At 38.1% G+C, this 25,529-nt stretch carries 15 protein-coding genes and 6 pseudogenes; 1 reads left to right on the top strand and 20 read right to left on the bottom strand.

Annotation, left to right across the window (positions count from 1 at the left end; translation table 11 throughout):
- Positions 1–370: 370 nt before the first annotated feature.
- The 15 genes and pseudogenes from ytxC to RGF10_RS05890 all read right to left on the bottom strand — a co-directional run bounded on the left by ytxC (position 371) and on the right by RGF10_RS05890 (position 18,760).
- A complete protein-coding gene (gene ytxC, locus RGF10_RS05960; protein ID WP_318508075.1) occupies positions 371–1,243 on the bottom strand; it encodes a putative sporulation protein YtxC in 873 nt (290 codons plus the stop codon).
- A 136-nt stretch (positions 1,244–1,379) separates the two neighbouring features.
- A complete protein-coding gene (gene dnaI / locus RGF10_RS05955) occupies positions 1,380–2,312 on the bottom strand; it encodes a primosomal protein DnaI (RefSeq protein WP_318508073.1) in 933 nt (310 codons plus the stop codon).
- A 15-nt stretch (positions 2,313–2,327) separates the two neighbouring features.
- Positions 2,328–3,713 (bottom strand): replication initiation and membrane attachment family protein, encoded by a 1,386-nt coding sequence (locus RGF10_RS05950; protein WP_318508071.1) that lies wholly within the window; start codon positions 3,711–3,713, stop codon positions 2,328–2,330.
- 54 nt (positions 3,714–3,767) lie between these two features.
- Positions 3,768–4,226 carry a transcriptional regulator NrdR gene (gene nrdR, locus RGF10_RS05945; protein WP_318508069.1) on the bottom strand — a complete coding sequence of 153 codons (459 nt, stop codon included), beginning with the start codon at positions 4,224–4,226 and terminating at the stop codon, positions 3,768–3,770.
- A gap of 171 nt (positions 4,227–4,397) precedes the next feature.
- Positions 4,398–5,427 (bottom strand): annotated as a pseudogene (locus RGF10_RS05940) (glyceraldehyde-3-phosphate dehydrogenase).
- Positions 5,428–6,318: 891 nt separating this feature from the next.
- Positions 6,319–6,921, bottom strand: coding sequence for a dephospho-CoA kinase (coaE, locus tag RGF10_RS05935; RefSeq protein WP_318508067.1), 603 nt, complete (start codon positions 6,919–6,921; stop codon positions 6,319–6,321).
- A 24-nt stretch (positions 6,922–6,945) separates the two neighbouring features.
- Positions 6,946–7,581, bottom strand: coding sequence for a sporulation membrane protein YtaF (gene ytaF, locus RGF10_RS05930; RefSeq protein WP_318508065.1), 636 nt, complete (start codon positions 7,579–7,581; stop codon positions 6,946–6,948).
- An 81-nt stretch (positions 7,582–7,662) separates the two neighbouring features.
- Positions 7,663–8,489: pseudogene (gene mutM / locus RGF10_RS05925) on the bottom strand (DNA-formamidopyrimidine glycosylase).
- A 25-nt stretch (positions 8,490–8,514) separates the two neighbouring features.
- A pseudogene (polA, locus tag RGF10_RS05920) lies at positions 8,515–11,150 on the bottom strand (DNA polymerase I).
- Between the two features lie 279 nt (positions 11,151–11,429).
- Positions 11,430–13,196 carry a two-component system histidine kinase PnpS gene (gene pnpS / locus RGF10_RS05915; protein WP_318508063.1) on the bottom strand — a complete coding sequence of 589 codons (1,767 nt, stop codon included), beginning with the start codon at positions 13,194–13,196 and terminating at the stop codon, positions 11,430–11,432.
- Entirely contained in the window at positions 13,177–13,908 is a 732-nt protein-coding gene (locus RGF10_RS05910; protein ID WP_318508062.1) for a response regulator transcription factor, read from the bottom strand. Before RGF10_RS05910 ends, pnpS begins: the two co-directional genes overlap by 20 nt.
- Positions 13,909–14,140: 232 nt before the next feature.
- Positions 14,141–15,079: a malate dehydrogenase gene (mdh, locus tag RGF10_RS05905; protein ID WP_318508060.1), complete on the bottom strand. Its 939-nt coding sequence runs from the start codon at positions 15,077–15,079 to the stop codon at positions 14,141–14,143.
- Between the two features lie 141 nt (positions 15,080–15,220).
- The gene (gene icd / locus RGF10_RS05900; protein ID WP_318508058.1) at positions 15,221–16,489 is read right to left on the bottom strand and encodes an NADP-dependent isocitrate dehydrogenase; all 1,269 of its coding nucleotides are present in this window, start codon (positions 16,487–16,489) and stop codon (positions 15,221–15,223) included.
- A gap of 181 nt (positions 16,490–16,670) precedes the next feature.
- Positions 16,671–17,791, bottom strand: a pseudogene (citZ, locus tag RGF10_RS05895) (citrate synthase).
- 477 nt (positions 17,792–18,268) lie between these two features.
- Positions 18,269–18,760: a DUF441 domain-containing protein gene (locus tag RGF10_RS05890; RefSeq protein ID WP_412176683.1), complete on the bottom strand. Its 492-nt coding sequence runs from the start codon at positions 18,758–18,760 to the stop codon at positions 18,269–18,271.
- A gap of 102 nt (positions 18,761–18,862) precedes the next feature.
- On the opposite strand from RGF10_RS05890, the gene ytvI reads away from it, so the two are divergent.
- Positions 18,863–19,990: a sporulation integral membrane protein YtvI gene (gene ytvI / locus RGF10_RS05885; RefSeq protein ID WP_318508054.1), complete on the top strand. Its 1,128-nt coding sequence runs from the start codon at positions 18,863–18,865 to the stop codon at positions 19,988–19,990.
- 38 nt (positions 19,991–20,028) lie between these two features.
- Here ytvI and RGF10_RS05880 read toward each other — a convergent pair whose 3' ends face one another.
- The 5 genes and pseudogenes from RGF10_RS05880 to accD all read right to left on the bottom strand — a co-directional run bounded on the left by RGF10_RS05880 (position 20,029) and on the right by accD (position 25,405).
- Entirely contained in the window at positions 20,029–20,415 is a 387-nt protein-coding gene (locus tag RGF10_RS05880; protein WP_318508052.1) for an FxsA family protein, read from the bottom strand.
- 85 nt (positions 20,416–20,500) lie between these two features.
- A complete protein-coding gene (pyk, locus tag RGF10_RS05875; protein WP_318508050.1) occupies positions 20,501–22,261 on the bottom strand; it encodes a pyruvate kinase in 1,761 nt (586 codons plus the stop codon).
- A 30-nt stretch (positions 22,262–22,291) separates the two neighbouring features.
- A complete protein-coding gene (gene pfkA / locus RGF10_RS05870; RefSeq protein ID WP_318508048.1) occupies positions 22,292–23,251 on the bottom strand; it encodes a 6-phosphofructokinase in 960 nt (319 codons plus the stop codon).
- A gap of 304 nt (positions 23,252–23,555) precedes the next feature.
- Positions 23,556–24,532 (bottom strand): annotated as a pseudogene (gene accA, locus RGF10_RS05865) (acetyl-CoA carboxylase carboxyl transferase subunit alpha).
- Positions 24,526–25,405 (bottom strand): annotated as a pseudogene (gene accD, locus RGF10_RS05860) (acetyl-CoA carboxylase, carboxyltransferase subunit beta). Before accD ends, accA begins: the two co-directional pseudogenes overlap by 7 nt.
- Positions 25,406–25,529: the final 124 nt, after the last annotated feature.

Here is a 25,529-nt window from a genome sequence, read left to right as displayed (position 1 = left end):
CCCCCACCGCTTTAGCGCGGTAAAATAAAAAAACTCGTCCCTATAGAAGGGACGAGTTTATTAAACACGTGGTTCCACCCTAGTTCACATTTTTCCGAATCTAGCCACAAACGGCCAACCTATTCAGAAAACGACTTTGGTTCTGGTAACGGCAGCGCCGTCAGCTACTACTAATGAAAGTAAGACTTATAGCCTATGCTTCATCCCATTCACAGCTGAAGTTCAAAGGTGGTAAGCATTCGATTCGTGTTGGGAAGCTTCCAGCCCTGTCTTCCCTCTCTTGAAACCGTAAAAGAATACCCATGTCCTTATCATCACAAAAATGATTATTGTTTTATGTACGTAATTATAGTGTGTCATTTTAGGAAAATCAAGGGATTCTTTTTTCACTGTCAATACACTCGAGCTTTCGTTTCTTAAAGAGCGAAATACTTTCGATTAATACTCTCTCTTCGAAAATATTTCGAATTGTACGGATTAATGGTTGTTCGGGCTCTTTTGAGTATAAGTAAATGGATTTAGGAGCAATCGATAATAAGGGGGCAATCGTTGTTGAATCTACATAGACTGGATGATTGATGAGCAACTTACGGTCAATCATCTTCGTTAACTGCATACGCTTGATTTCTGTGAATTGCTCATCAAAGAACATCACATCGTCATCAATCAAAATATGCAAGCAACGAAGCATCGCCGACCGAGTCGAAACAAAATCACGCAATGTTTGAATAAACATTTGATATTCCTGCTCCAGCTTGTATTCGTCTATTGAAAGCTCCACATACTTCTCTAGCCTGGAAAAAAATTCACGCAACCTAAAGGTTACAAACGAATCGAATGAAAACGCAATTTCCTTTTTCATCACCTGATGAATTGCCTGTTTTAAAAGATTTTTCTCTTCTCTGTCTTTAACAAGCTCAGCAAGTTCCTTGCGTTCTCCCTCTAAGATGGAATGGATGATTTCAAGGATTTGCTGAATTTCCTCCTCATCAGAATAAAAAAACTGATCAGTAATAATAGAACGAAACCATTCGTCACATTTTGTATGAAGAATGAAGTGATAAAATTGTTTTTTTATTTCATCGAAGGCTTGGTCAGTCAAAGCCTCTGTTTTGATTTTTATTATAGTGCTGTCCTCAGAAAGAAGAATATGATTGTCAGGTTGAGAGGTTAATAGGTTCTTTTTTAATAAGCGATAAAAAGGCATGGCATCCTCTCTCCGCTGAAAATGGATTTCAATCAACCAAATTCCCCCTTTTTTTGAAATCTCTGATTCTATGTATATGGGGGGATGTCCAAAAATAGAAGCAAACGTACCGATTCAGCACATAAAAAATAAGCCAGTGAACACTTCACTGGCTTAAAACTAACATCATTATTTATTGACGACGGTTCGGTCCGTCAATTTGAATGGGATCAGTCAAATATTTAATGCGCTCCATAATTCTCCGCGCCTTCATTTTTTCTTCCTCACCGCGCTGGGTATAGGTTAAATGATGCTCCAGCTCATGAAAATCAAAATTTGAAGTAAAGAAAGTAGGTAGGTTTTCAAGCATTCGGTACTGTAAAATCGGACCTAATACTTCATCTCTTGTCCAGCTCGACATCGTTTCGGCTCCGATATCATCGAGCATGAGCACAGGTTGTTTTTTTAGCGTTTCAAGCTTTTCATTTAAGGTTGAATCGGCAATCGAATTTTTTAGCTCACGGAAAAGCTCCGGAACAAAGACAATCATGGAAGGGACCTGTTGGGCGGCTAATTCGTTGGCAATAGCACCTAATAAGAAGGATTTCCCTACGCCAAATTGTCCATATAGGTACAGGCCCTTCTGCTTTTTACCTGCTACATAATCTTCAACAAAGAGGTACGCCTTTTCAACTGCTTGTAATCTTCCGTTTGTGTTTACATCAATATCCTTAAAAGTCACATGTAGCAGATCCTTTGGAAAATGCATGCTTTGGATCAATTTTTCATTTTTACGCTTCTCATCATACATGACTTGGCGCGGACAGCGATCATATTGAATTTCAATCACATTTCGTCTAATCACAAGCTCTGGATGGTAGCCCTTCATTAAATTCGCACACGTATCAAGGCTCGCACAATTACGACATTCCTTGCTTTGCGTAGAATATTCATAGAGCTTCATTAAGCTTTTTTCAACAATGTCATTGGTTAATTCATCTCGATGCTCAGTTAAAAATGCCCGCACATCCGGATTATTGATAATATCCTGGCGCATTTTTTGATAACGCTGCTGAAAGCTCTCGTTTGCCCCGAGTCTTTTAAGTGTTTGTTTAATATTTTCCATTGAAGGATTCACCTCCTATTTTCTTAAATTCTTAATTTTTTCCTGTAGCTCTCGTTTTTTCGCTTCGAAATCAGTATCATCGACTTCGTCGACCTGAACAGCCGGTTTCTGATTGCCGGTCTCATTAAACCAATCAGGCAGCAATTCCGTCCTTGTCGCTTTTTTCTGTGTTGTCTTTTTCTTATTATTATTATCCTTTGGAGCCCATTGCTGGTATTCCTTATACTCACTTCTAGCAATCGTCATTGCGTCTTTAACATTGTTTATTTTTTTACGGGCCCAATGACTTGCAATTTTTTCAATATAGCTTTTTGGAAGCTTCATATCCATTTTGTACATGACAAATTGAATTAGAACATTTACGACCCCTGGCTGAAGCTTTTGTTGAAATAGAATATCCTCGATAATCTTTAAATCAACTTTTGAAGGCTCCCCGCCACCAGTATCACGCAATACTTGCCGTGGTGAGGTGTTTTCAAAATAAGAAATTTGCTTTTCTTCTTCAGTGTTTGGTTCCGTTTGTATTGATTTATATAAAACAGGCTGCGTTCGGTCCACCAATGTTGGCAGTCCACCATGGTGAAACTCGAACCAATCCCTCGCATATTTTCTTAAAGCAGAAATATCGGTCACGTTATGATCTGTGGCATCGATTACGATATTTTTCATTTGAATGGCGTCAATTCCATATAGGTATGCAAGCTGACTAATCGCTTCCTTTACCTCTTCTGTTAGAGCACTTTTTGGTACTAAGTTTTCAGTTAATCCTGCCGTCAATAATTCAAAATTAAAAGAGGAATGGGCCAATTGAATCCCGTCATTTTTCCTCCTACTAACGTGCTCCTGCCCTTTTTCAATGAACATATTTGGTGACCTGTTCATAGCAGATGGAGGAATAAGTTCAAACACTTCTTCATAGCCCTTCGTTACATTTTGAAAGCCTTTAATACCCTCTGCCCGCTTTGTACTAAAGAATTGTTTTATCCGAGCATATTGTTGATCGCCAATTTTCCGATATAAAGGAATATTTAATAAATCCGTTGTAAAAAACTTATCTGGTGCAAGTGGTGGTTTAAGTTGATAGATGAAATCCCTTTCCTCTTGCTCATCACGAACTAAAGTGGTAAGAAGGTTCATCCCCTCAAGTCTTAGCCTTGCATCATAAATCTCGTTTAGGTTTAGGTCCATTAAAAGCATTAATCGATGATGAGAGCTCGGCTTTGACCAAAGGCGATTTTCTTCTAACTCTCCCCAAAGCGTCATATATAAGCTTAAGCTTTTAGCACCAATCAATGGCTGATATAAAAATGTCAGTACTTTCCGATCGTACTCATGGAGTAATCCATTTGCGTTTACAACATAACGATCAATTGGAATTATCTCCTGCCAATGCTGGGTCATGAGCATCATACCTTTCGTAAAAAAAGAAGAGCTAAATCGTTCTCTTAGCTCGGGTTAAATTTCCTTTTTAATTAACTCTTTTAATTCCTCAATAAATACATTAATATCTTTAAATTGGCGATAAACAGAGGCAAAGCGCACATAGGCTACTTCATCAATTTTCGCCAGCCTATCCATAACCATTTCGCCAATACTGTCACTTTTTATTTCAGAAACCCCCTGATTTCGGAGTTCTTTTTCAACATCATGAGTAATGTCCTGCAATTCTTTCAAGGCGACAGGTCGTTTTTCACAGGCCTTAATCAGACCTCTTAAGATTTTTTCACGATTAAATTCTTCTCTTGTACCTTCCTTTTTCACGACAATAAGCGGAATCTCTTCTACTTTTTCAAAGGTGGTAAACCGATAACTGCATTGTTCACATTCACGTCTCCGGCGAATCGACTTCCCTTCATCAACAGGCCGAGAATCGAGAACACGTGTATTATGGTGTTGACATGAAGGGCATTTCATATTCGTCAGCGCTCCAATTCCTAAAGGTATTTTTATCATCTTTATTCTACATACTATCTTATAAAAAAGACGTGGCTAGGACAAGGGCTCCCAGAAACAATCGCAAAAAAAGACGAAAAAAAACTGCTTACCGAAAATCGGCAAGCAGTTTGATAAAAAGATTAAGGTTGATTAACCAACTTTTATGGGAGAATTCTCCATTACTTTTGCTACATGCTTTAATAAATCAACTACACGGCAAGAATAACCCCATTCATTATCATACCATGCAAGTACTTTTACTTTGTTGTTGCCAATAACCATTGTCGATAGACCATCAATAATGGCTGAGTGTTCATTTGTATTAAAATCAACAGAAACGAGTGGCTCATCTGTTAAATCTAAAATCCCTTTTAATGGACATGGCAGCAGCCGTTAAGAATGCAGAGTTTACTTCATCAGCCGTTACGTCTCTTTTTAAGTCCACAACTAAATCCACCAATGAAACATTTGGTGTTGGAACCCGTAAGGCCATTCCGTGAAGTTTACCAGCCATTTGTGGCAACACTAATGAAAGCGCTTTGGCTGCACCTGTAGAAGTTGGGATGATGGATTGAGCGCAGGCACGAGCACGACGCAAATCTTTATGTGGGTTATCAATATTTTTTTGGTCATTTGTATAGGCATGTACGGTTGTCATTAAACCATTTACAATTCCAAATTGTTCTTCAAGCACCTTCACTACAGGGGCTAAACAGTTCGTTGTACACGAGGCATTTGAAATAATATCGTGTTTTTCAATGTCAAGTTTGTCTTGATTTACACCCATAACGATCGTTACATCTTCATTTTTTCCAGGTGCAGTTAAGATGACCTTTTTTGCTCCTGCATCTAAGTGTAATGCTGCTTTTTCACGTGCGTTAAATTTTCCAGTTGCTTCAATGACGATATCGATTCCGATTGCGCCCCATGGTAATTCCTTCGGATCACGGTTCGCGTATAACTGAACACGCTTTCCATTTACAATAAGACAATCGTCATTTGGAATGACTTCACCAGGGAATTTGCCATGAGTGGTATCATATTTAATTAAATGTGCTAACGTTTCTGCTGGGTAACTAGCATTGATCGCCACCACATCGATATCATCTTCAAGAATTGCCTTTCTAAATACCATTCTTCCAATTCGTCCAAAACCATTAATCGCGACCTTTGTCTTCATTTTATGGCTCCTTTCGCAATATGTTATACTTTATTCAACATTTTATTGTAATTAGTATAACATATTAAAACGAATTTGTACTCAATAAAATGCGGAAATTATAAAAGTTTTACAATTAAAAGTAGTAATTACGTTAATTATGCTTACATAATAAATTGAATGTGTTGAACACAAGCAAACAATAAACACAAAAAAAGGAGCCAAAATAATAATAGGTTCCGTTTCCTATTGCAAAACATCTATATGCACAGGAAAATGCAAACAAAAATGTAATCCTTTTTTGTACTATAAAAGGTAGGACAATTTGTAAGGATAGAGAGAATAAAAAACATTGGAACTAGCAAGGGCTTTGGATTGTGAATTATTTCTGCCTTCTAACGTACAAGTTTTTGTGTAGGTATAAGAATTCATAAGCGTAAAATTTTCCCCTAATGTATATAGAGGAGGCTAAATAAGTGGATATAAGGGAAGAATTTACCTTTAACGGCTTTAAATAGGACAAAATTCAAGGCTTTGGACCATATAAGGGGAAAAACTTCCCTTATCTTTCGGGAAATGGGGATATTTCCCAATTTAAGTGGATTTTCTTCCCTTATTTTTCGTTTCTAGTCAAGTCGATACTAAGATACAACAGAGCCTGAACTTAATACCCATTTGCCAGTAAATTGCAGCGTATTTTGCGGCGGTACTATTTACTGGCAATTGTACCCCCACATTTTAATATACAAATTCCCCTATAAATTCTCCCAAAATTTTTATCGAAATCCTTTTATATCAACAAAAATAGACCTCCAAATTAGCATAAAATTTGAAGGTCATTTTGCATTACATATTTAATGTTTGCGATAGTTAACAGAACCAGTCACCACAATAAGCTCCTCTTTTACAATCCTATTTAGTAAAACCCCAATTTGTTAAAATATTAATTAATTGTTTTTTTGTGTCGTCGATTGAACCATTGTTATCAATCACAGCATCAGCCAAAGTCAATTTGTCTTTTAACGGAAGCTGGGAGGCAATTCGCGCCATTGCTTCTTCTTCTGAAAAACCGTTGCGCTCCATTAGTCTAGCCAGTTGGGTCTGTTCATCCACATATACAACAATGACCTTTTCCACCATATGCGTTAGCTTACTTTCAAATAGGAGTGGAATATCTAATACAATAAATTCATATCCTGCGATGAGATACTGCTCCTTTTTTCGGAGCATGTTTTCTCTCACGGCTGGATGAACGATACTATTTAATATTGCACGCTTATCTTCATTTGGAAAAATAATACTTCCTAATTTAAGGCGATCAATGGAGCCATCCGCTAATAGTATTTCTTCACCAAAGTAAGCGACAATCTCCAAATAAGCTTTTTCACCTTTTTCAACCGCTAAGCGCGCTTCCTCATCTGCATCAATTACCGGAATATTAAGCTCCTTCAGCATCATTGAAACGGTGCTTTTTCCGCTCGCTATTCCTCCAGTTAACCCAATAATGACTGACATATATTTTCCCTTCCCTTTTGACTACTACAGTTTCCAAATTCCAATTATGATTAATAATATACCTGGGATAAAAGAAAACTTTTGAATCCACTCATATCGTGCAAATAGCACACCTAATTTCATCCCCATAAAAACAAATAATGAACTCATGACCGCAACCGAGATGGCTAAATATAGAGGTGAATAGCCTAACATGGCTGCACCAATTCCAGCCCCAAATGCATCGAGTGACAAAGCTAATCCGAGCATGAATGCCTCTAAACCTGTAATCGTGCCAGATTGGTCAAAATCGGCAGACATTGGCTTTCTTAATATTTGGATAACAAGTCCCAACGATTTTATTTCCAAATTAATCAAAGGACTTTCATCATGAGGTAGGTCTTTTGTTTTTTCTGGACGAAAAAATTGAAATAAGACCCAGGCCCCTAGCAAGATGAGAACAATCCCTCCAAGGCTTTGGGCAACATCCGGTGAGAACAGCTTTTCGATAAAATGCCCAACCGTCATCGACAAAATTAAGATTCCAGCGGAACAACATGAAATAATTAAAATGGATAGTAACGGTATCCTCATCTTCCGCAAACCATAAGTGAAGCCTACACTAAAACTGTCAAGACTGACAGCAAACGCTAGTAGAAAAAGTGAGATCATCTGGGCCATAATATAGGGCTCCTTCCTGTCAATCGCTACGATAGTATATGGAAGGAGCCCATCCATTGTTAAATGAAGCTCTTAAGTTCTTTATATTTTCTGACAGGACGGGCAAAAATGAGTTCCCCGACCGCCAACTGTTATTTTCTGAAGCTCAGTACCACATCTTTGACACGGCTCTGCTTTTTTACCATAAACAAATAACTCCAATTGAAACATCCCAATTTGACCTTGCGAATTAACATAAGATCGAATCGTACTCCCGCCTTTTTCAACCGCCTCTGATAAGGTTCTAACAATCTCCTCATGAAGCACCTCAATTTCAGCGCTCGTTAAAGTCGATGAGATCCGCTCCGGGTGAATCCTTGCCCGAAACAACGCTTCATCAACATAAATATTCCCAAGACCGACAACAGTCCCTTGATCCAACAGATGTACTTTTACTTTTCGATTAGTCTTTGACAGTTTTTGCGCCAAATAATCTTTTGTAAATTGCGGGGAAAATGGCTCTAAGCCTAATTTTGCTAATGGTTCTTGATCAAATTCCGTTCCCTTTTGAAACAAATGCATCGTTCCAAACTTACGAACATCCTTGTAGCGAAGTTCTGTTCCGTCAGTAAAATGGAAAATGATATGAGTATGCTTTTCAACCGGCTTCGTCCCTGGAACACACCATATTTCCCTTCCATTCTTAAATGAGAAACGAGTGCAAAATCATCACTGTAAAAAATGATAAATTTACCGCGTCTTCCCATCGAATGAATTGTCTGCCCCTTTAATGCATCCTGGAATTGGATCACTTCATCGGGACGCTTCACCATCTTCGGCCAAAAAACAGAAACACGCTCAATTTCTTTGCCTATGACCAAGGCCTCTAACGTTCTCTTAACAGTCTCTACCTCTGGTAGTTCTGGCAAGCTTTATTTCCACCTTTCTCCACGATTATTTCGCATCAAACCAAGTAGGTCCGTATGCATAATCGACCTTTAATGGCACCATCAGCTCGATGCAATGCTCCATAACCTCTGGAACAATTTTTTTCAAAATCTCAATTTCTTCCTCAGGAGCTTCAAAAATCAATTCATCATGCACCTGTAACAATAGTCTTGATTTTATTCCTTCAGCTTTTAGTCTAGCTGCCATATCAATCATCGCCTTTTTGATGATATCAGCCGCACTCCCTTGAATTGGAGTATTCATCGCGGTTCGTTCCGCAAAGCTACGGACATTAAAATTACGTGCTGTAATCTCCTGGGATATAACGACGACGTTGGAGCAATGTTGAGACATACCCTTTTTGCTTGGCATCCTGAACGATTTCTTCCATATATTCTTTTACACTTGGATAGCTTTCTAAGTAGCGCTCGATAAATCGCCCTGCTTCTTTTCTTGTAATCCCTAAATTTTGCGAAAGACCATAATCACTTATTCCATAGATAATACCAAAGTTAACCGCCTTTGCTTGACGACGCATATTACTCGTCACTTCTTCTTTTTCGACATGGAATACATCCATAGCGGTTTTCGTGTGAATATCTAATCCTGCATTAAAAGCTTCAATTAGCTTTTGATCCTCGGCAATATGAGCCAACACTCTTAATTCAATTTGCGAGTAGTCAGCAGCAAAAATCAACCAGCCTGGCTCAGATGGAACAAAGGCTTGGCGGATCTTCCGCCCCTCCTCTAATCGTATTGGAATATTTTGCAGGTTAGGATCCGTCGAGCTCAATCTTCCAGTCTGGGTTAAAGCCTGGTTAAATCGTGTATGCACTTTCTTCGTGATCGGATCCATGACCTTTAACAAACCCTCAATGTAGGTGGACTGCAATTTCCCTAATTGACGGTAATGCAGGATTTCACGAATAATTTCATGATGATGTTCAAGCTTTTCTAAAACATCAGCCGAAGTGGAATATCCCGTTTTAGTCTTTTTGATTGCCGTTAGTCCTAATTTTTCAAATAAAATAATACCGAGCTGTTTCGGTGAATTAATATTGAATTCCTCACCTGCAAGTAAATGAATTTTCCTTTCAAGACTTGCTAGACGATGATTGTTCTCCTCTCCCATTTTAAGAAGTCGGTCTTCATCAATTTTGATTCCTTGGAACTCCATATCGGCTAAAATGAGTGAAAGAGGCATTTCTAAATCTGTAAATAATTCATATTGCTGGTTTTCTGTTAATTCCAAAACGAGCTTTTCTGATAGAATTTTCAGCGCGAACGCTTTCCGAACTATATGGTCCGCAAGCTTATCAACCTCTGGAATTTGGCGTTTTGCCCCTTTTCCATAAACTTGATCATCCGTCATCACATCATGAAATTCATAGCGTTTGGCAATCGCAGCTACCTCATTACCCGTTTCAGACGGATTAAGAATATAGGAAGCAAGCAATAAATCAAATGTAATCCCGCTTAAATGTATATGATGATGTCGTAATGCCACCTCAGTTCGTTTTGCATTGAAGACAATTTTTTGCTTCGTTTCATCCTCGGCCCATTCTTTAAAGGTTGAGGATTTCAAGGCATTCTCTAAAGTAATAAAATAATTCCCGTTGTCATTTGCAAGAGAAAGCCCAATGATCTTTCCATGCTGATAATTTTCCTCCAAAATTTCAATATAAAAAGCCGTTTCTCCAGGTTAGGATTTGTTCCGTTACATCCTCAATGACATCAAAATCAATCGTTTGTAATTCTTGTGTTGATTCCTCCTCTGTGTCGTTTCCAATCCGCTCTAATAATGTTTGGAATTCAAGTTCTTTAAAAAGCTGGACTAGCTTGTCCTTTTGATATCCTTCGTATTCCATTTCTGATATTTCTAATTCAACAGGGGCTTCCGTTGTAATTGTCGCAAGCTGTTTACTCATCTTCGCCTGTTCGGTGAACTCTGCCAATTTTTCTTTTAATTTATTTCCATTCACCTTGTCAATAGAAGACAAAAGCTGTTCTAACGTATCAAACTCCTTTAATAGCTTAATGGCTGTTTTTTCTCCAACTCCAGGGACACCTGGAATGTTATCAGAGGAATCCCCCATTAAACCTTTCATATCGATAATTTGGCCAGGAGTTAGTCCATATTTTTCTTGGATATGTACAGGAGTATAAATCTCCATATCGGTGATTCCTTTTTTTGTAATACAGACTGTGATGTTTTCAGAACTCAATTGAGTTAAATCCTTATCCCCTGAAATAACTTTAACTTCAAAACCGTCCTTTTCTGCTTGGCGAGAATAGGTTCCAATAATATCATCGGCTTCATAATTTTCAAGCTCATACCTAGAGATCCCATATGAATCTAACAGTTCGCGTATAAACGGAAATTGTTCAGAAAGCTCTGGTGGTGTTTTTTGTCTACCACCCTTGTATTCAGTAAACGTTTGATGCCTAAAGGTCGTTTTTCCAGCATCAAAAGCTACAAGAATATGGCTTGGCTTTTCTTCCTCAAGAATTTTCATTAAAATCATCGTAAAGCCGTAAACAGCATTTGTATGTATACCTTTTTGATTATTTAACAAAGGCAATGCAAAAAAAGCTCTATAAGCAATCGAATTCCCATCAATTAAAACGAGTTTTTTACTCAAGCGATTTATCCTCCTTTATCACGCATGCAGCCACTATCTTTTCCCCATTTTATCATGAGTTGTTTAGTAAAACCAAAGGGGAGATTATGAATTAGATGTGCGACTGGGGGACTAGTGTTCTATTGGGAACGACAAAAAAACGAAGGGGGGATTAACCTTCGTTTTTTTAGCCATGCATATTTAATGGGGGTGGGGATTACATCTTTTAGTTTACTGGTGAATTATTAACAAAATATAAACAGACTATTACATCTTCATTAATTTTTACGAGAATTCCAGTTAGGTTAATTTTTTCTTCAGTAAAATCGTAAAGGTGGTACCTTTTCCTACCTCACTTTTCACTGATATCGTCCCTTTGTGCGCTTCGATTAAATGCTTGACGATTGCTAAACCAAGACCAGTCCCCCCTGAGTTTCGACTTCTTGCCTTGTCAACTCTGTAAAAGCGTTCAAATATTCTCGGAATCTCATGTTTTTCGATTCCAATCCCTGTATCTACGACTTTTACTTGCACTTTGCTCTCTTTTTCTTCCATTAATATGGTGATTTTCCCATTTTTCGGAGTGTACATAATGGCGTTATTAATGACATTGATAAAAACCTGCTTAAGTCGAAACAAATCCCCCTCAAGCATTAGGCTTTCATGTTGTGTTTCAAACGTTATCGCAATTCCTTTTTCGGTCGCTTTTTTATTTAACATCGTAATTACTTCATTCAAAATCGAAATAAGATTAATTTCTTTAATATCTAGTTTAAAGCGGTGCTGTTCAATCCTCGATAACTCTAATAAATCTTGAATTAACGTTTGCAGACGATCACTTTCCATTAAAATTATATTTAAAAAGGCCTCTAACGATTCCGGGTCATCCTTAGCCCCATCCAAAAGTGTTTCGGTAAATCCTTTGATTGAAGTGATCGGAGTTTTAAGCTCATGTGAAACGTTAGCAACAAAATCTTTTCTAGTTTGCTCTAGCTTCTTCAATTCGGTAATGTCATGGAAAACAAGTAAGGTTCCTTTCCATACATCATTTGTCCCAATAATCGGTGCTCCAAATACTTCAAAATGGCGGATATCAATCCCAAGTGGAAGTACCATATGGCGCTTAACTTGCTGCTCTGTAATGAATATTTCCTCGACTAAATCAGAAATTTCTCGATGTTCGATAACCTCGTAATAAACACGATATAAATATCTCTCAGGCCTTACATGAAAAACCTCTTTAAATGCCCGATTGATTAACGAAATATAGCCGCGATTATCAATTAAAATGAGACCACTTCCCATATTTTCAATTAACGTGGTCAGGCGGTCTTGTTGCATTTCTGTTGCCTTCATCATTTCCTGAAGATTTCTGGCCAAAATATTTATAGAGGTACTGAGCATCCCAGTTTCGTCAACATGATCCTCAAAGGTTCTAGCTCGGTAATTCCCTTTTGCCAGTTCCATCGCAACATTTGTTGCCGATTCAATCGGCTTTATGTATCGTGATGTAATACTTCCACCCAAAATGCCAATCACGATTAAAGCTAAAATAAAGCTAATGACAAGTAACCACCAAATCTTACTATACGCCTGTTTTAAGACATCCATTTCAGTGCTAAGAAACACGTAACCTTGTTTTTCATTATCAATTTTAAGTGGATACCAGTAATAATGAAGCTGAGTTCCATTATAATTTTCAACAACATCCTGTTCCGTTTGTTTCTTTGCAATAATGCCTTGCAAAATTTCTTGATGTCGATCCTTATCAATCGTTTTTGATAGTTCACTACTATCAAATTGAATTTTTCCATTTAAGTCTGTGATTGAAATTCTTGCATCGAGAAGTTTACTTAGCTCATTTATTTTTTTACGGTTAACTGTGTTGATTCCACCATTTTCTTCTATGTAGGAAGTAACTAAACTGCTTTCCTTTTGCAGTCGTTCATTAATTGTATTTGTATAATAATGTTTAAATAGCTGACCCAATAACAACCCTAAACCAATCAACACGGCAAAAATTAGGGTAATTAAAGCAAACAGTAGCCTAGTTCGGAATTTTATCATTTCCTTTTGGCTCCTCTAATTTATATCCTAGACCGCGAATTGTTTTAATATAAACCGGTTTTTTTGTATTAGGCTCGATTTTGTCTCGGAGGTGACTGATGTGTACATCGACAATTCTTGTATCACCTGCGAAATCATAATTCCAAACCGCACTTAATAATTGATCTCGCGTTAGAACCTTCCCTTTGTGCTTCCCTAAATGAACAAGCAGTTCAAATTCCTTTGGTGTAAGCTCCAATAGCTCTCCGTTAATAAACGCTTCAAAATGATCGGGGTAGATAGCTAAATCTTTAATTGCAATATGGTCCTCTTGAACCTCTTGAGGTGGTTGGACTGGTTGCTGAATTTCAGTCCTACGTAATATCGCTTTTATTCGCGCAACCACTTCGCGCGGACTGAATGGTTTTGTCATATAATCGTCTGCACCGAGCTCTAATCCAAGAATTTTATCAAACTCATCATCCTTAGCTGTTAACATTAAAATTGGTGTTAACACTCTTTGCTGACGCAACTGTTTGCAAACCTCTATTCCATCCATTCCTGGTAGCATTAAATCAAGAATGATCATATCAAATTCCTCTGTTAACGCTAAATCCCTACCTGTAGTACCGTCTAAAGCAGTAGTTACCTTATATCCTGATTGCTCTAGATTATATTGAAGTAGAGTTACAATCGATTGTTCATCATCCACTACAAGAACTCTTTTTTCCATAATGGCCTCCGCTATCATATTCCATAATATTCTGTCATTTGTTTTTCATCTAATTCCATCATAGTAGATATTCAAAGATTTCGCCAAGAACTCGAAAATTATTTACAAATACTTAACAAATTTAATAAAACTTACACAATATTGAAGGTCATATGCGGTATGAACGAACAATTTAAATACGAAAAATACAAAAAAGGTTCGGTAATTGTCACCCGAACCTTTTAGCATTCTATTAAACTAATGCGCCCATTACGTTACGTACTGCCTCCGCAGAACGATCTAGAGCAACTTTTTCATCTGGAGTTAAATCAAGCTCAATAACTTTTTCAATTCCGTTTCCACCAAGGATTGTAGGAACGCCAAGGTAAATACCAGTATACCCATATTCCCCTTCAAGGTATGCAATAGAAGGAAGAATCCGTCTATGATCTTTGAGAATGGCTTCGCACATTTCAACAAGAGAAGCAGCTGGGGCATAGTATGCGCTACCATTACCTAGTAGGTTAACTATTTCGCCGCCACCTTTGCGTGTGCGTTCAACAATTTGCTCTAAGCGAGCTTGTGGAATTAGTGTAGTTAATGGAATACCACCAGCAAAAGAGTAGCGAATAAGTGGAACCATGTCATCACCATGTCCGCCCAATACGAAACCAGTAATATCTTTAACTGATAAATTGAGCTCATGGGCAACGAAAGTACGGAAACGAGCTGTATCAAGAACACCTGATTGACCGATTACGCGGTTTTTAGGGAATCCTGTTTCTTTAAAAATTGTGTAAGTCATTGCATCAACTGGATTTGTTAATACAATGATGAATGCGTTTGGAGAGTATTTTGCAATTTCTTTCGCAACGCTCTTCATAATTTTCTGGTTTGTTTGAACTAAATCATCACGGCTCATACCAGGCCTACGAGCAATACCAGCTGTAATAACCACAATATCTGAATCAGCAGTATCTGCATAGTCAGATGTACCAATAATTTTAGCGTCAAAGCCTTGAACTGGACTAGCTTCTAACATATCTAGAGCTTTCCCTTTAGTTGGATTTTCCAATTGTGGAATATCAACTAATACTACATCTGCCAATTCTTTTTGAGCGATTAAGAAAGCAGTAGTGGCCCCTGTAAATCCTCCACCAATAACAGATACTTTTTTACGATTAATTGCCATTTGTATACCCCCCTTTAATTCATTAAACCCAATTTTTTTAGCACGTAAAGATGTACTCCTGTTATTCAAAGCCTTGAAAATGTTAAACTCAAGGCGCAGAGGCTGTTAAAGCCATGCACCTTGAGTTGTAGCATTACTATTTTATTCCATGTTTTTAATTAATTCGTCACCGAATTCTGAGCATTTCACTTCTGTAGCTCCATCCATTAGGCGAGCAAAGTCATAGGTTACAACTTTAGAAGCAATGGACTTCTCAATTGATTTAACAATCATATTAGCCGCTTCAGTCCAACCTAAGTGCTCAAGCATAAGAACACCAGAAAGAATTTCAGATGAAGGATTTACTTTATCAAGGTTAGCATATTTAGGTGCTGTACCATGTGTTGCTTCAAAAATTGCGTGTCCAGTTTCATAGTTGATGTTAGCTCCTGGAGCAATACCAATACCACCTACTTGTGCAGCAAGGGCATCAGAAATAAAGTCACCGTTTAAGTTCATCGTAGCAACTACATCAAACTCACGTGGACGTGTAAGAATTTGTTGTAAGAAGATATCAGCGATGGCATCTTTTACAATGATTTTTCCAGCAGCTTCTGCCTCAGCTTGTGCTTTGTTAGCAGCTTCTTGACCTTGTTGTTCAACTAATCTGTCATATTGAGCCCAAGTGAATACTTTATCGCCGAATTCTTGTTCAGCAAGCTCGTAGCCCCAGTTTTTGAATGCACCTTCAGTAAATTTCATAATGTTACCTTTATGTACAATAGTTACTGATTTACGACCTTCTTTAATTGCATAGTTGATAGCAGCACGAACTAAGCGCTTTGTACCTTCTTCAGAAACTGGTTTAATCCCAATACCAGATGTTTCAGGGAATCTAATTTTTGAAACTCCCATTTCTGTTTGTAGGAAGTTGATTAATTTTTTAACTTCTTCACTACCTTTTTGGTATTCAATACCTGAGTAGATATCTTCAGTATTTTCGCGGAAAATAACCATGTCAGTGTCTTGTGGACGTTTAACTGGTGAAGGAACACCTTCGAACCAACGTACAGGACGTAGACACACGAATAAATCTAATTCTTGTCTTAAAGCAACGTTTAATGAACGGATTCCGCCACCTACAGGAGTTGTAAGAGGTCCTTTGATTGCGATTAGGTATTCATTAATTAAATCAAGAGTCTCTTGCGGTAGCCATTCACCTGTTTGGTTGAAAGCTTTCTCACCTGCTAATACTTCCTTCCAAACGATCTTACGCTCACCTTTATAAGCTTTCTCTACTGCTGCATCTAATACGCGTGAAGCTGCTCTCCAAATATCCGGGCCTGTTCCATCTCCTTCGATAAAAGGAACGATTGGGTTATTTGGTACATTCAATACTCCATTTTTTACTGTGATTTTTTCTCCTTGCATGTCTTTCTCCCTCCAAGTCATGAAAATGTGCAGACGACTCAATTGCTTGAGACAGTTCCGGTTTTATTTTAACAAAAACCGAACCGTAGTAGTCGCTGCACTAATCATTAATTTACAAAAAAACTGTCCCCTATATATTTTAATCAGTTTTTTTTGAAAAGTAAAATATCAAGTTTTTTTCTTACGCTCTTTGCTCAACTGGCACATATTTTTGTAAAGAAGGACCAGTATAGTCCGCACGTGGACGGATGAGGCGGTTATTTTCGTATTGCTCTAAAATATGAGCCAACCAGCCAGATACACGGCTTACAGCAAAGATTGGTGTGAATAAATCATGGTCAATACCTAAGCTATGGTATACAGACGCTGAATAGAAATCAACGTTTGGTGGAAGTTTCTTTTCCCCTGTAACAATCGCTTCGATTTTAGTTGACATGATATACCATTGTGGCTCACCAGTTAATTCTGTTAATTTTTCAGACATTACTCGTAAGTGCTTCGCACGTGGATCACCTAAACGATAGACGCGGTGGCCGAAGCCCATAATTTTTTCTTTATTAGCAAGTTTACCACGGATATATGGTTCAACATTATCTAATGTACCAATTTCAGAAAGCATTTTCATTACTGCTTCGTTAGCTCCACCATGTAATGGACCTTTTAATGCACCAATTGCAGCTGTAATTCCTGGAATATACATCAGATAAAGTTGCCACACAAACACGCGCCGTAAACGTAGAAGCGTTTAACTCATGGTCCGCATGTAAAACTAACGCTTTATTGAAAGCTTCTACTGCGATTGCTTCAGGCTCTTTACCTGGATAACATGTATAGGAAGTTTTCAGCAATACTGTAATCCTTACGTGGTGCTACTGGTTCTAAGCCTTTTCTGATTCTAGAAAAAGCAGTAACAATAGTTGGTAATTTTGCTTGAAGACGGATAGCTTTACGGTAGTTTGCTTCTTCATCCATTAAATCTGCTTCATCATCATAAAGACCTAATAGAGAAACCGCTGAACGGAGGGCAGCCATTGGATGTACTTGATCGATTGGGTACATTTTGAAATGATCAAGAATTTCTTGTGGTAAACCTGCATTTTCAGCAAGTTGATTTTTTAGCTCCGCTAATTCTTGTGCGTTCGGAAGTCTGCGATGCCATAAAAGGTAGATAACTTCTTCAAAACTAGCATTTACTGCTAAATCATCAATATCATACCCTACATAAGTAAGGGTATCATCAATGATCGAGCTAATTGATGAAGTCGTTGCTACTACCCCTTCAAGACCACGTGTAACTGTCATAAAAATCTCTCCTTTTCTAAATAAAAATTCCCCATTAACCCTTTGTCTGTAAAAATCTGCTTCAAAACTAAAAACCCGTTTATTTTAAAGCGAGTCAGAAAGATACCCCTCTGTTCATATATGAGTAGATAACTACCCTAAAAAGTTAGCTGATAACAGCCAAGCCACAGACCAAAAAGAATTCTTTGATTGAGCGCTTACTCAGAATACTACCAAATAGAAATATAGTTTTGTAAACTTAATTTTTGAATTCACATTGTTGTTGTTTAGTTAAATCACAAGGTTAAAATGAATGAATTACCATTCAAAGTCAATTTTTAAACGAATTGTCAAAAAAGAAAAGGTTTTCATTTTTTACAAATTCATTATAAAGATGGTTATAATGTTTTTTTCGTATGAAGATTGACTTACAAATCTTATTATAAACAATTATCAGACTTTTGTGAACGAAAACGGCTTAATTTGTAAAAAAATAAATTATTTTGCCACGAAAACCTGAACGATTTTCATTGCCATATAGGCTATTCCAGCCCCAATTAAAGGTCCAACCGCAACGCCTTTGAACAACGAAATAGAGAGAATCGTGCCTAATACGAGTGCCGTTGTAATATGCGGATCTTCCGCAAGCAACACGACTCCACCTTTTGCTAAAAGAGCAACAGCCATCCCTGATAAAAGCGCAATCCACGCATATGGTGTTTTAAACGCTCCTGATAAATCTCTAAATCCGATGTCGCCGGAAGCAATAGGGGCTAGAACAGCAATGGTGATGACCGTCACTCCCCAATTGATGCCCTTTGATTGGAGATAGGAAAATACCTTTGCGTCCATCCCAACTACTTTCATCACTAAAAGAAACAACACAGCAATAATCATCGATTGATTTTTGGCAATAAACGCTACCACAAATAATATAGTTAAAAAAGCATATGGTTCGAAACTCAAATTCTTGCACCTCTTTAGTAGCATATTCCTTCATAAAACCTTCATCGTTACAGGACCATTTCCCATGCTAATATTGCTAAAAAATGTTAAAATACAGCTATTAAAACGGATAAAGGAGGAACTTTATTGACTAAAATTAACCTGTTTCGATTCCTTCGTTTTCTTTTCGTAATCGGTTTTGTCATACTCATAGTACTTAGCATTTTTTATTTATCTAAAATTACTTACCCCTTTATCATCGCTTTTATTATTGCCTTTATCATGAATCCGCTTGTTAATTTTTTAGAAACAAAAGGTAGAATGCCAAGGGCACTTTCTGTTTTCATCACGCTTATCTTTATTTTTGCAGTATTTGCAGGATTAATCACCTTGTTAATCGCAGAAATTGTAACAGGTGCCAATTATATTGCTGATGTAGTCCCTGATCATCTTGATACGATTATTACCTACATACAACAAATGGTAGCTGGGCAAATCCTGCCATTTTACCATCAAATCACAAATCTTTTTCAAAATCTTGATACAGGTCAGCAGGAGACCATTATCAATAATATTGAAAATGTCGGGAAAACATTTGGATCTACCGTTGGAAACTTTATCAAGAACTTTTTTGGAAATATCCCCAACATCTTATCATGGTTTCCAAATGCAGCTACTGTTCTTATCTTTTCACTTCTCGCGACGTTTTTTATCAGCAAAGACTGGTATAAGCTTTCAACTTTAGCAGGACGTTTTCTTCCAAGTCGCGCCAAAGCTAGTGGGAAAACTGTTTTTTTTGATTTAAAAAAGGCGTTGTTCGGTTTTTTAAAGGCACAAGCAACCCTCGTATCGATGACGACGATTATTATACTAATCGGTTTGCTTATTTTGCGGGTAGATTATGCGATTACGATTGCGCTCATAGCTGGTATTGTAGATATCATTCCATATCTCGGAACTGGCGCAATCTTCGTACCGTGGATTATTTATGAAATTATTACCGGTGAAACGGGTCTTGCAATTGGCTTATGTATAGTCTATATCATTGTCCTTGTTCAGCGTCAGGTGATGGAGCCGAAGGTGTTATCCTCGAACATTGGCCTTGATCCACTTGCTACCTTAATTGCCTTATTTATCGGCTTCAAATTAATTGGATTTCTTGGATTAATTGTCGGTCCAGTTACCTTAGTCATTATCAATACGCTGCATCGAGCAAAGGTATTTCATGATATTTGGGGATATATAAAAGGGAATGACATAAACACCAAAGCTTAACAATTGAGGAGGATGACTAGAAGCAGTCACCCTCCTTTTCATCGAATAATCTTGATTCTGCCATTTTGTAGACGTTTATTTAGAAACTTGGTGATTAGCTTTTTGCATACAACCCGAGAAGTCGGAATTAAAAGGAATAACCCCAAAATGTCGGTTATAAATCCTGGTGATAATAACATTGTCCCACCGATTAATACGCAAATTCCGTCTAAGATTGCCTCACCAGGAATCTGTCCATACTGGAGCTGCTCTTGCGCCCTTCTTAACGTTTCTAAGCCCTGTTGCTTAGCCAAGTAGGCTCCAATTCCCCCTGATAAAATAATCAGTAATATAGTAGGAAAAATTCCAATTGTTTTACCCGATAACAACAAAAAGCCAATCTCCGCAGCCGGAACAACAATTAAAAGCGCGATCAAATAACGCAACTTTTCTCCACTCCCTTTAACGTTTCAAAAAAGGATGGGAAGCTTAGCCCCATCCTTTTGACAATATTAGTGTAATCCTTATTTATTAAAGAACACTAGCATGGCCGTTATAAATCACGCCTCGCGCTGCATCAACGGTAATTTCTTGTCCATCCTTTAATAACTTGGTTGCACCTTCTGCACCAATAATAACAGGAATCCCTAAATTCAGACCAACTACAGCACCATGGCTTGTTAATCCGCCTTCTTCGGTAATTAAAGCACTGCATTTTTCAATTGCAGGCACCATGTCACGATCAGTACCTATTGTTACCAAAATATTTCCTTCTTTTACTTTGCTTAATGCATCACTTGCATTTTGCGCAATAACAACCCTACCATAAGCCGATTTGCGGCCAATCCCTTGAGCTTTAGCCAACACATCACCAACAATGTGAATCTTCATTAAGTTTGTTGTACCAGCTTCTCCAACAGGGACACCAGCTGTAATCACAACGAGGTCACCGTGCTTAACGATTGCACTGTTTACAGATGCATCTACAGCAAAATCTAACATTTCATCAGTAGTCGTTGCTTTTTGGCTAAATTGAGGATATACGCCCCAGACAAGCGCTAATCTACGTAACACATAATCATTCGAAGTTACAGCAACAATTGGTGCCTTAGGACGATACTTTGAAATCATTCTAGCCGTATGTCCACTCTCAGTAGGAGTAATAATGGCAGTAACATCTAAATTTAAAGCTGTATGAGCTACTGATTGACCAATTGCATCGGTTAAATTGTGTTCAGTGCTTTTACTGCGGTTTGAAAGAATTTCTCTATGATCTAAAGCTGTTTCAGCACGAGAAGCAATATTGTGCATCGTTTGTACAGCTTCCACAGGGTATTGTCCTGCAGCTGTTTCACCCGATAGCATGATTGCATCAGTACCATCAAAGATTGCATTGGCAACGTCACTAGCTTCCGCACGGGTAGGACGTGGATTTCTTTGCATTGAATCAAGCATTTGTGTCGCTGTAATGACTGGCTTTCCAAGTGCATTACATTTATTGATTAGTGCTTTTTGAACAAGTGGTACTTCCTCTGCAGGAATTTCCACACCTAGATCTCCACGAGCCACCATTAAGCCATCAGAAACAATTAAAATTTCATCGATGTGGTCTACACCTTCTTGATTTTCAATCTTTGGAATGATGTTAATATGTGTGGCCTTATTGTCTTCAAGCAATTGACGAATCTCTAAAACATCTGTTGCACGTCGAACAAAGGATGCAGCGATAAAGTCAACATTTTGCTCTATTCCAAAAAGGATATCCTGTGCATCCTTTTCAGTAATCCCTGGTAAATTAACTCGAACACCAGGAACATTGACGCCCTTTTTATTTTTTAATGTTCCACCGTTTAGAACCTTTGTTACAATCTCACCAATTTCTTTTTCAACTTTTAATACTTCAAGTCCAATTAAGCCGTCGTCAAGAAGAATAGTCGAACCAGGGTGAACATCATCAATTAACCCCTCATACGTAACAGAAAACTTCTCAGTTGTCCCAAGTACTTCAGTCATTGAGATTCTTACTTCTTGTCCAACAGCAAGTTCAATCGCTCCGTTTTCCATATTATTGGTACGGATTTCTGGTCCTTTTGTATCCAAAAGAATGGCAACATTTTTTCCTGTATTCTTTGCTGCTTCACGGATGTTTCGAATTCTTTCTCCGTGTTCATGATGATCTCCATGTGAGAAATTTAATCGTGCCACATTCATGCCAGCTTCTATTAACTGAGTAAGCTTTTCAACACTTTCACTTGCCGGGCCAATCGTACAAACAATCTTTGTTTTACGCATTTACAAAATCCTCCTGCAAATTAATTTCTCTTATATTGATAACTCTTTCGATAATTTTAACAAATCATAATCAACCTGATGCTTTTGAGCTAGTGCTTCAATGATGTCGTAATCAACTAAACGATTTCGTTCAATCCCTACAGCTCGTCCGCCTTTATTATTGATCAGAAGCTCGACTGCATGCGCTCCTAATCGGCTTGCTAAAACTCGGTCCGCTGCAGTAGGAGTACCACCGCGTTGAATATGTCCTAATACAGAAACACGAACATCGGCATTTGTCATAGCTTTAAGCTCATTTCCAAAATCAACACCACTTCGAACGCCTTCAGCAATCACAATAATACTATGCTTCTTACCACGCTCTGAGCCCTTTTTCAAACGGTTCAAGATTTCTTCCATGTCATAATTCTCTTCGGGAATTAAGATTGTTTCTGCTCCACCTGCTAAACCAGACCAAAGTGCGATATCACCTGCGTCACGACCCATTACTTCAATCACGAAAGTTCTTTCATGGCTTGTTGCAGTATCTCGAATTTTATCGATTGCATCGATTACTGTATTTAGCGCAGTATCAAAACCAATTGTTAATTCAGTTCCAGGAATATCATTATCAATTGTCCCAGGAACACCAACACAAGGGTAACCTTGCTCAGTTAAAGCTTTGGCTCCTCGATAAGAGCCATCACCACCGATGACAACAAGACCATCAATACCGTGAGCTTTTAATTGCTCAATCCCTTTTTGTTGCCCTTCTTTCGTTTTAAACTCTTCACAACGCGCAGAATACAGCATGGTTCCGCCACGATGAATGATGTCACCAACTGATCCTAATTCTAACTTTTTAATATTTCCACTGATTAAGCCTGCATAGCCACCATAAATCCCATAGACCTCTAAATTATGGTAGATTGCTTTTCTGACAACGGCACGAACAGCTGCATTCATTCCCGGAGCATCTCCACCACTGGTTAATACGCCAATTCTTTTCATGATGAATCACCTCATTAAATTAATAAATAAACTATGTAAATAATTTCTTAAAGCCGAGAAAAATAAGTTGACATTCTTATTATAATCAATATGCCATGGAATATTTCTAAAATAACACGAAGAAAGAGGTATAACAACTTATTCTTTACCTATATTTTTATAGACGGAATAGTTCGGAAACTGCAACCGCTTTATATTGGAGGTAAGAAAATTTTTGTGGTAGTTACCCTTTTTTTGGTAAAAAATTATAGAGGAAACAGAGGAAAGCCTGCAGCTGTTATGAACAACCACAGGCTAGGTTTTATTATTTTACTGTACTGTATTCTGTCGTGAAGGCAAACTCACCGATTGCTTTGAATTTATCATAGCGATCGTTAACTAGCTCTTCCTCTGAGAGTGCTCGTAATTCTTTTAAAGATTTCAGCAACATTTTTTCGATTTCTACTGCCTGTGCTTGAACATCCTTATGGGCACCGCCTCGAACTTCAGGAATAATCTCATCAATAATTCCTAATTTCTTCAAGTCAGGAGCCGTAATTTGCATGGATTGGGCGGCTTGTTTAGCAAGAGCCGCATCACGCCATAAAATAGAGGCTGCTCCCTCTGGCGATATAACAGAGTAAGTTGAATTTTCTAGCATGTAAATGCGATTTCCTACTCCAAGGGCTAACGCACCCCCACTTCCGCCTTCACCGATTACAATACAAACAACAGGGACCTTTAAGCTAGCCATTTCAAATAAATTTCTGGCAATCGCTTCACTTTGTCCACGTTCTTCTGCAGCTTTCCCTGGATAAGCGCCTTTTGTATCAATAAAGCAAATAATCGGTCGACGAAACTTCTCAGCCTGCTTCATCAAACGTAAAGCCTTTCGATAGCCTTCAGGATGCGGCATACCAAAATTACGGCGGATATTCTCCTTCGTATCCTTCCCACGCTGATGCCCAATGATTGTGATTGGGAGTTCCTTAAATTTCGCAATTCCACCCACGATTGCTTCATCATCCCGGAACGTTCTGTCCCCGTGACATTCAATAAAATCTGTAAATAATTTATCGATGTAGTCAAGCGTTGTTGGGCGATTTTGATGGCGGGCGATTTGGACCCGATCCCATGGATTCATGTTTTCATAGATTTCTTTTTCAAGCTTCTCAAGTCTTATTTCAAGATTCAAAATTTCTGAGGATAAATCAACCTCAGCTGTTTTCGTGAATTCCTTTAAGTCTGAGATTTTTTTCTTAACTCGATAATCGGACGCTCAAATTCAAGTTCTCCTACCATTGAATATCACCTCCTGGTTGATGAATGTCGAGGATAGTCGATATTTTTTCCTTTAAGTCTAGTCTTGAGAAGACAGCATCAAGCTGACCAAACTTTAACAAAAATTCAGCGGTTTGGAAGTCTTCCGGAAGTTCCTCACGAATGGTTTGTTCAATAATCCTTCGACCCGCAAAACCAATTAATGCGCCCAGGTTCTGCTAAATTATAATCTCCAAGCGAAGCAAAGCTTGCGGAAACACCGCCAGTTGTAGGATGAGTCATAATCGAAATAATTAAGCCGCCATTGTCACTAAATCGCTTTAGCGCTACGCTTGTTTTTGCCATTTGCATTAAACTTAAGGCACCTTCCTGCATTCTAGCACCGCCAGAAGCAGTAAAAATAACAAATGGCACCTTTAGCTCATCGGCCTTCTCAATTGCCCTTGTGATTTTTTCGCCAACAACCGATCCCATACTCCCCATTCTGAATGTAGAATCCATGATTGCCACAACGATTTGCATATCGTTGACCTTACCAGTACCCGTTACAACCGCTTCATTTATGCCTGTTTTCTTACGATCACTTTCTACCTTCTCAAGATAATCCGGAAAGTGTAAAGGATTTGTTGAAATCATATTTTCATTGATTTCAGCAAAACTTCCTTCATCGAGAAAGCTTTCCATTCTTTCTTTTGAATTTAGCGGAAAATGATAATCACAATGCAAACAAACCTTTAGGTTTTTTACAAGTTCTTTAGTGTACATATTCTTTTTGCATTTAGGACACTTTGTCATGATCCCTTCTGGCACATCTGTATACGTATGTTCAGATGGAATCGTGGCATACTTTTTCTTTTTCGGTTTCGAATTTTTCGTAAAAAGCTCTTTAAGCAAGGTGGTACCTCCCTTGTGAATTCACTAATGTTTATGAAATCACAAACATTACAATTTAGTTAACCCTTCTTTCTATTGTGTCAGAAATGGTCAGACCACTCATACAATAAAATTGCTTGTCTCC

The sequence above is a fragment of the Bacillus sp. T3 genome (assembly GCF_033449965.1).
Classification (GTDB): domain Bacteria; phylum Bacillota; class Bacilli; order Bacillales; family Cytobacillaceae; genus Bacillus_BU.
This window is presented reverse-complemented; position numbering and strand designations above follow the sequence as displayed.

Excerpts from the sequence above, each read along its gene's own strand:
- pfkA (WP_318508048.1), bottom strand. The coding sequence starts at position 23,251 with ATGAAAAGAATTGGCGTATTAACCAGTGGTGGAGATGCTCCGGGAATG.
- pnpS (WP_318508063.1), bottom strand. The coding sequence starts at position 13,196 with ATGATAAAATTCCGAACTAGGCTACTGTTTGCTTTAATTACCCTAATT.
- nrdR (WP_318508069.1), bottom strand. The coding sequence starts at position 4,226 with ATGAAATGCCCTTCATGTCAACACCATAATACACGTGTTCTCGATTCT.
- icd (WP_318508058.1), bottom strand. The coding sequence starts at position 16,489 with ATGCAAGGAGAAAAAATCACAGTAAAAAATGGAGTATTGAATGTACCA.
- pyk (WP_318508050.1), bottom strand. The coding sequence starts at position 22,261 with ATGCGTAAAACAAAGATTGTTTGTACGATTGGCCCGGCAAGTGAAAGT.
- RGF10_RS05910 (WP_318508062.1), bottom strand. The coding sequence starts at position 13,908 with ATGGAAAAAAGAGTTCTTGTAGTGGATGATGAACAATCGATTGTAACT.
- dnaI (WP_318508073.1), bottom strand. The coding sequence starts at position 2,312 with ATGGAAAATATTAAACAAACACTTAAAAGACTCGGGGCAAACGAGAGC.
- coaE (WP_318508067.1), bottom strand. The coding sequence starts at position 6,921 with ATGTCAGTCATTATTGGGTTAACTGGAGGAATAGCGAGCGGAAAAAGC.
- RGF10_RS05890 (WP_412176683.1), bottom strand. The coding sequence starts at position 18,760 with ATGCTACTAAAGAGGTGCAAGAATTTGAGTTTCGAACCATATGCTTTT.
- mdh (WP_318508060.1), bottom strand. The coding sequence starts at position 15,079 with ATGGCAATTAATCGTAAAAAAGTATCTGTTATTGGTGGAGGATTTACA.
- ytaF (WP_318508065.1), bottom strand. The coding sequence starts at position 7,581 with ATGGCCCAGATGATCTCACTTTTTCTACTAGCGTTTGCTGTCAGTCTT.
- RGF10_RS05950 (WP_318508071.1), bottom strand. The coding sequence starts at position 3,713 with ATGACCCAGCATTGGCAGGAGATAATTCCAATTGATCGTTATGTTGTA.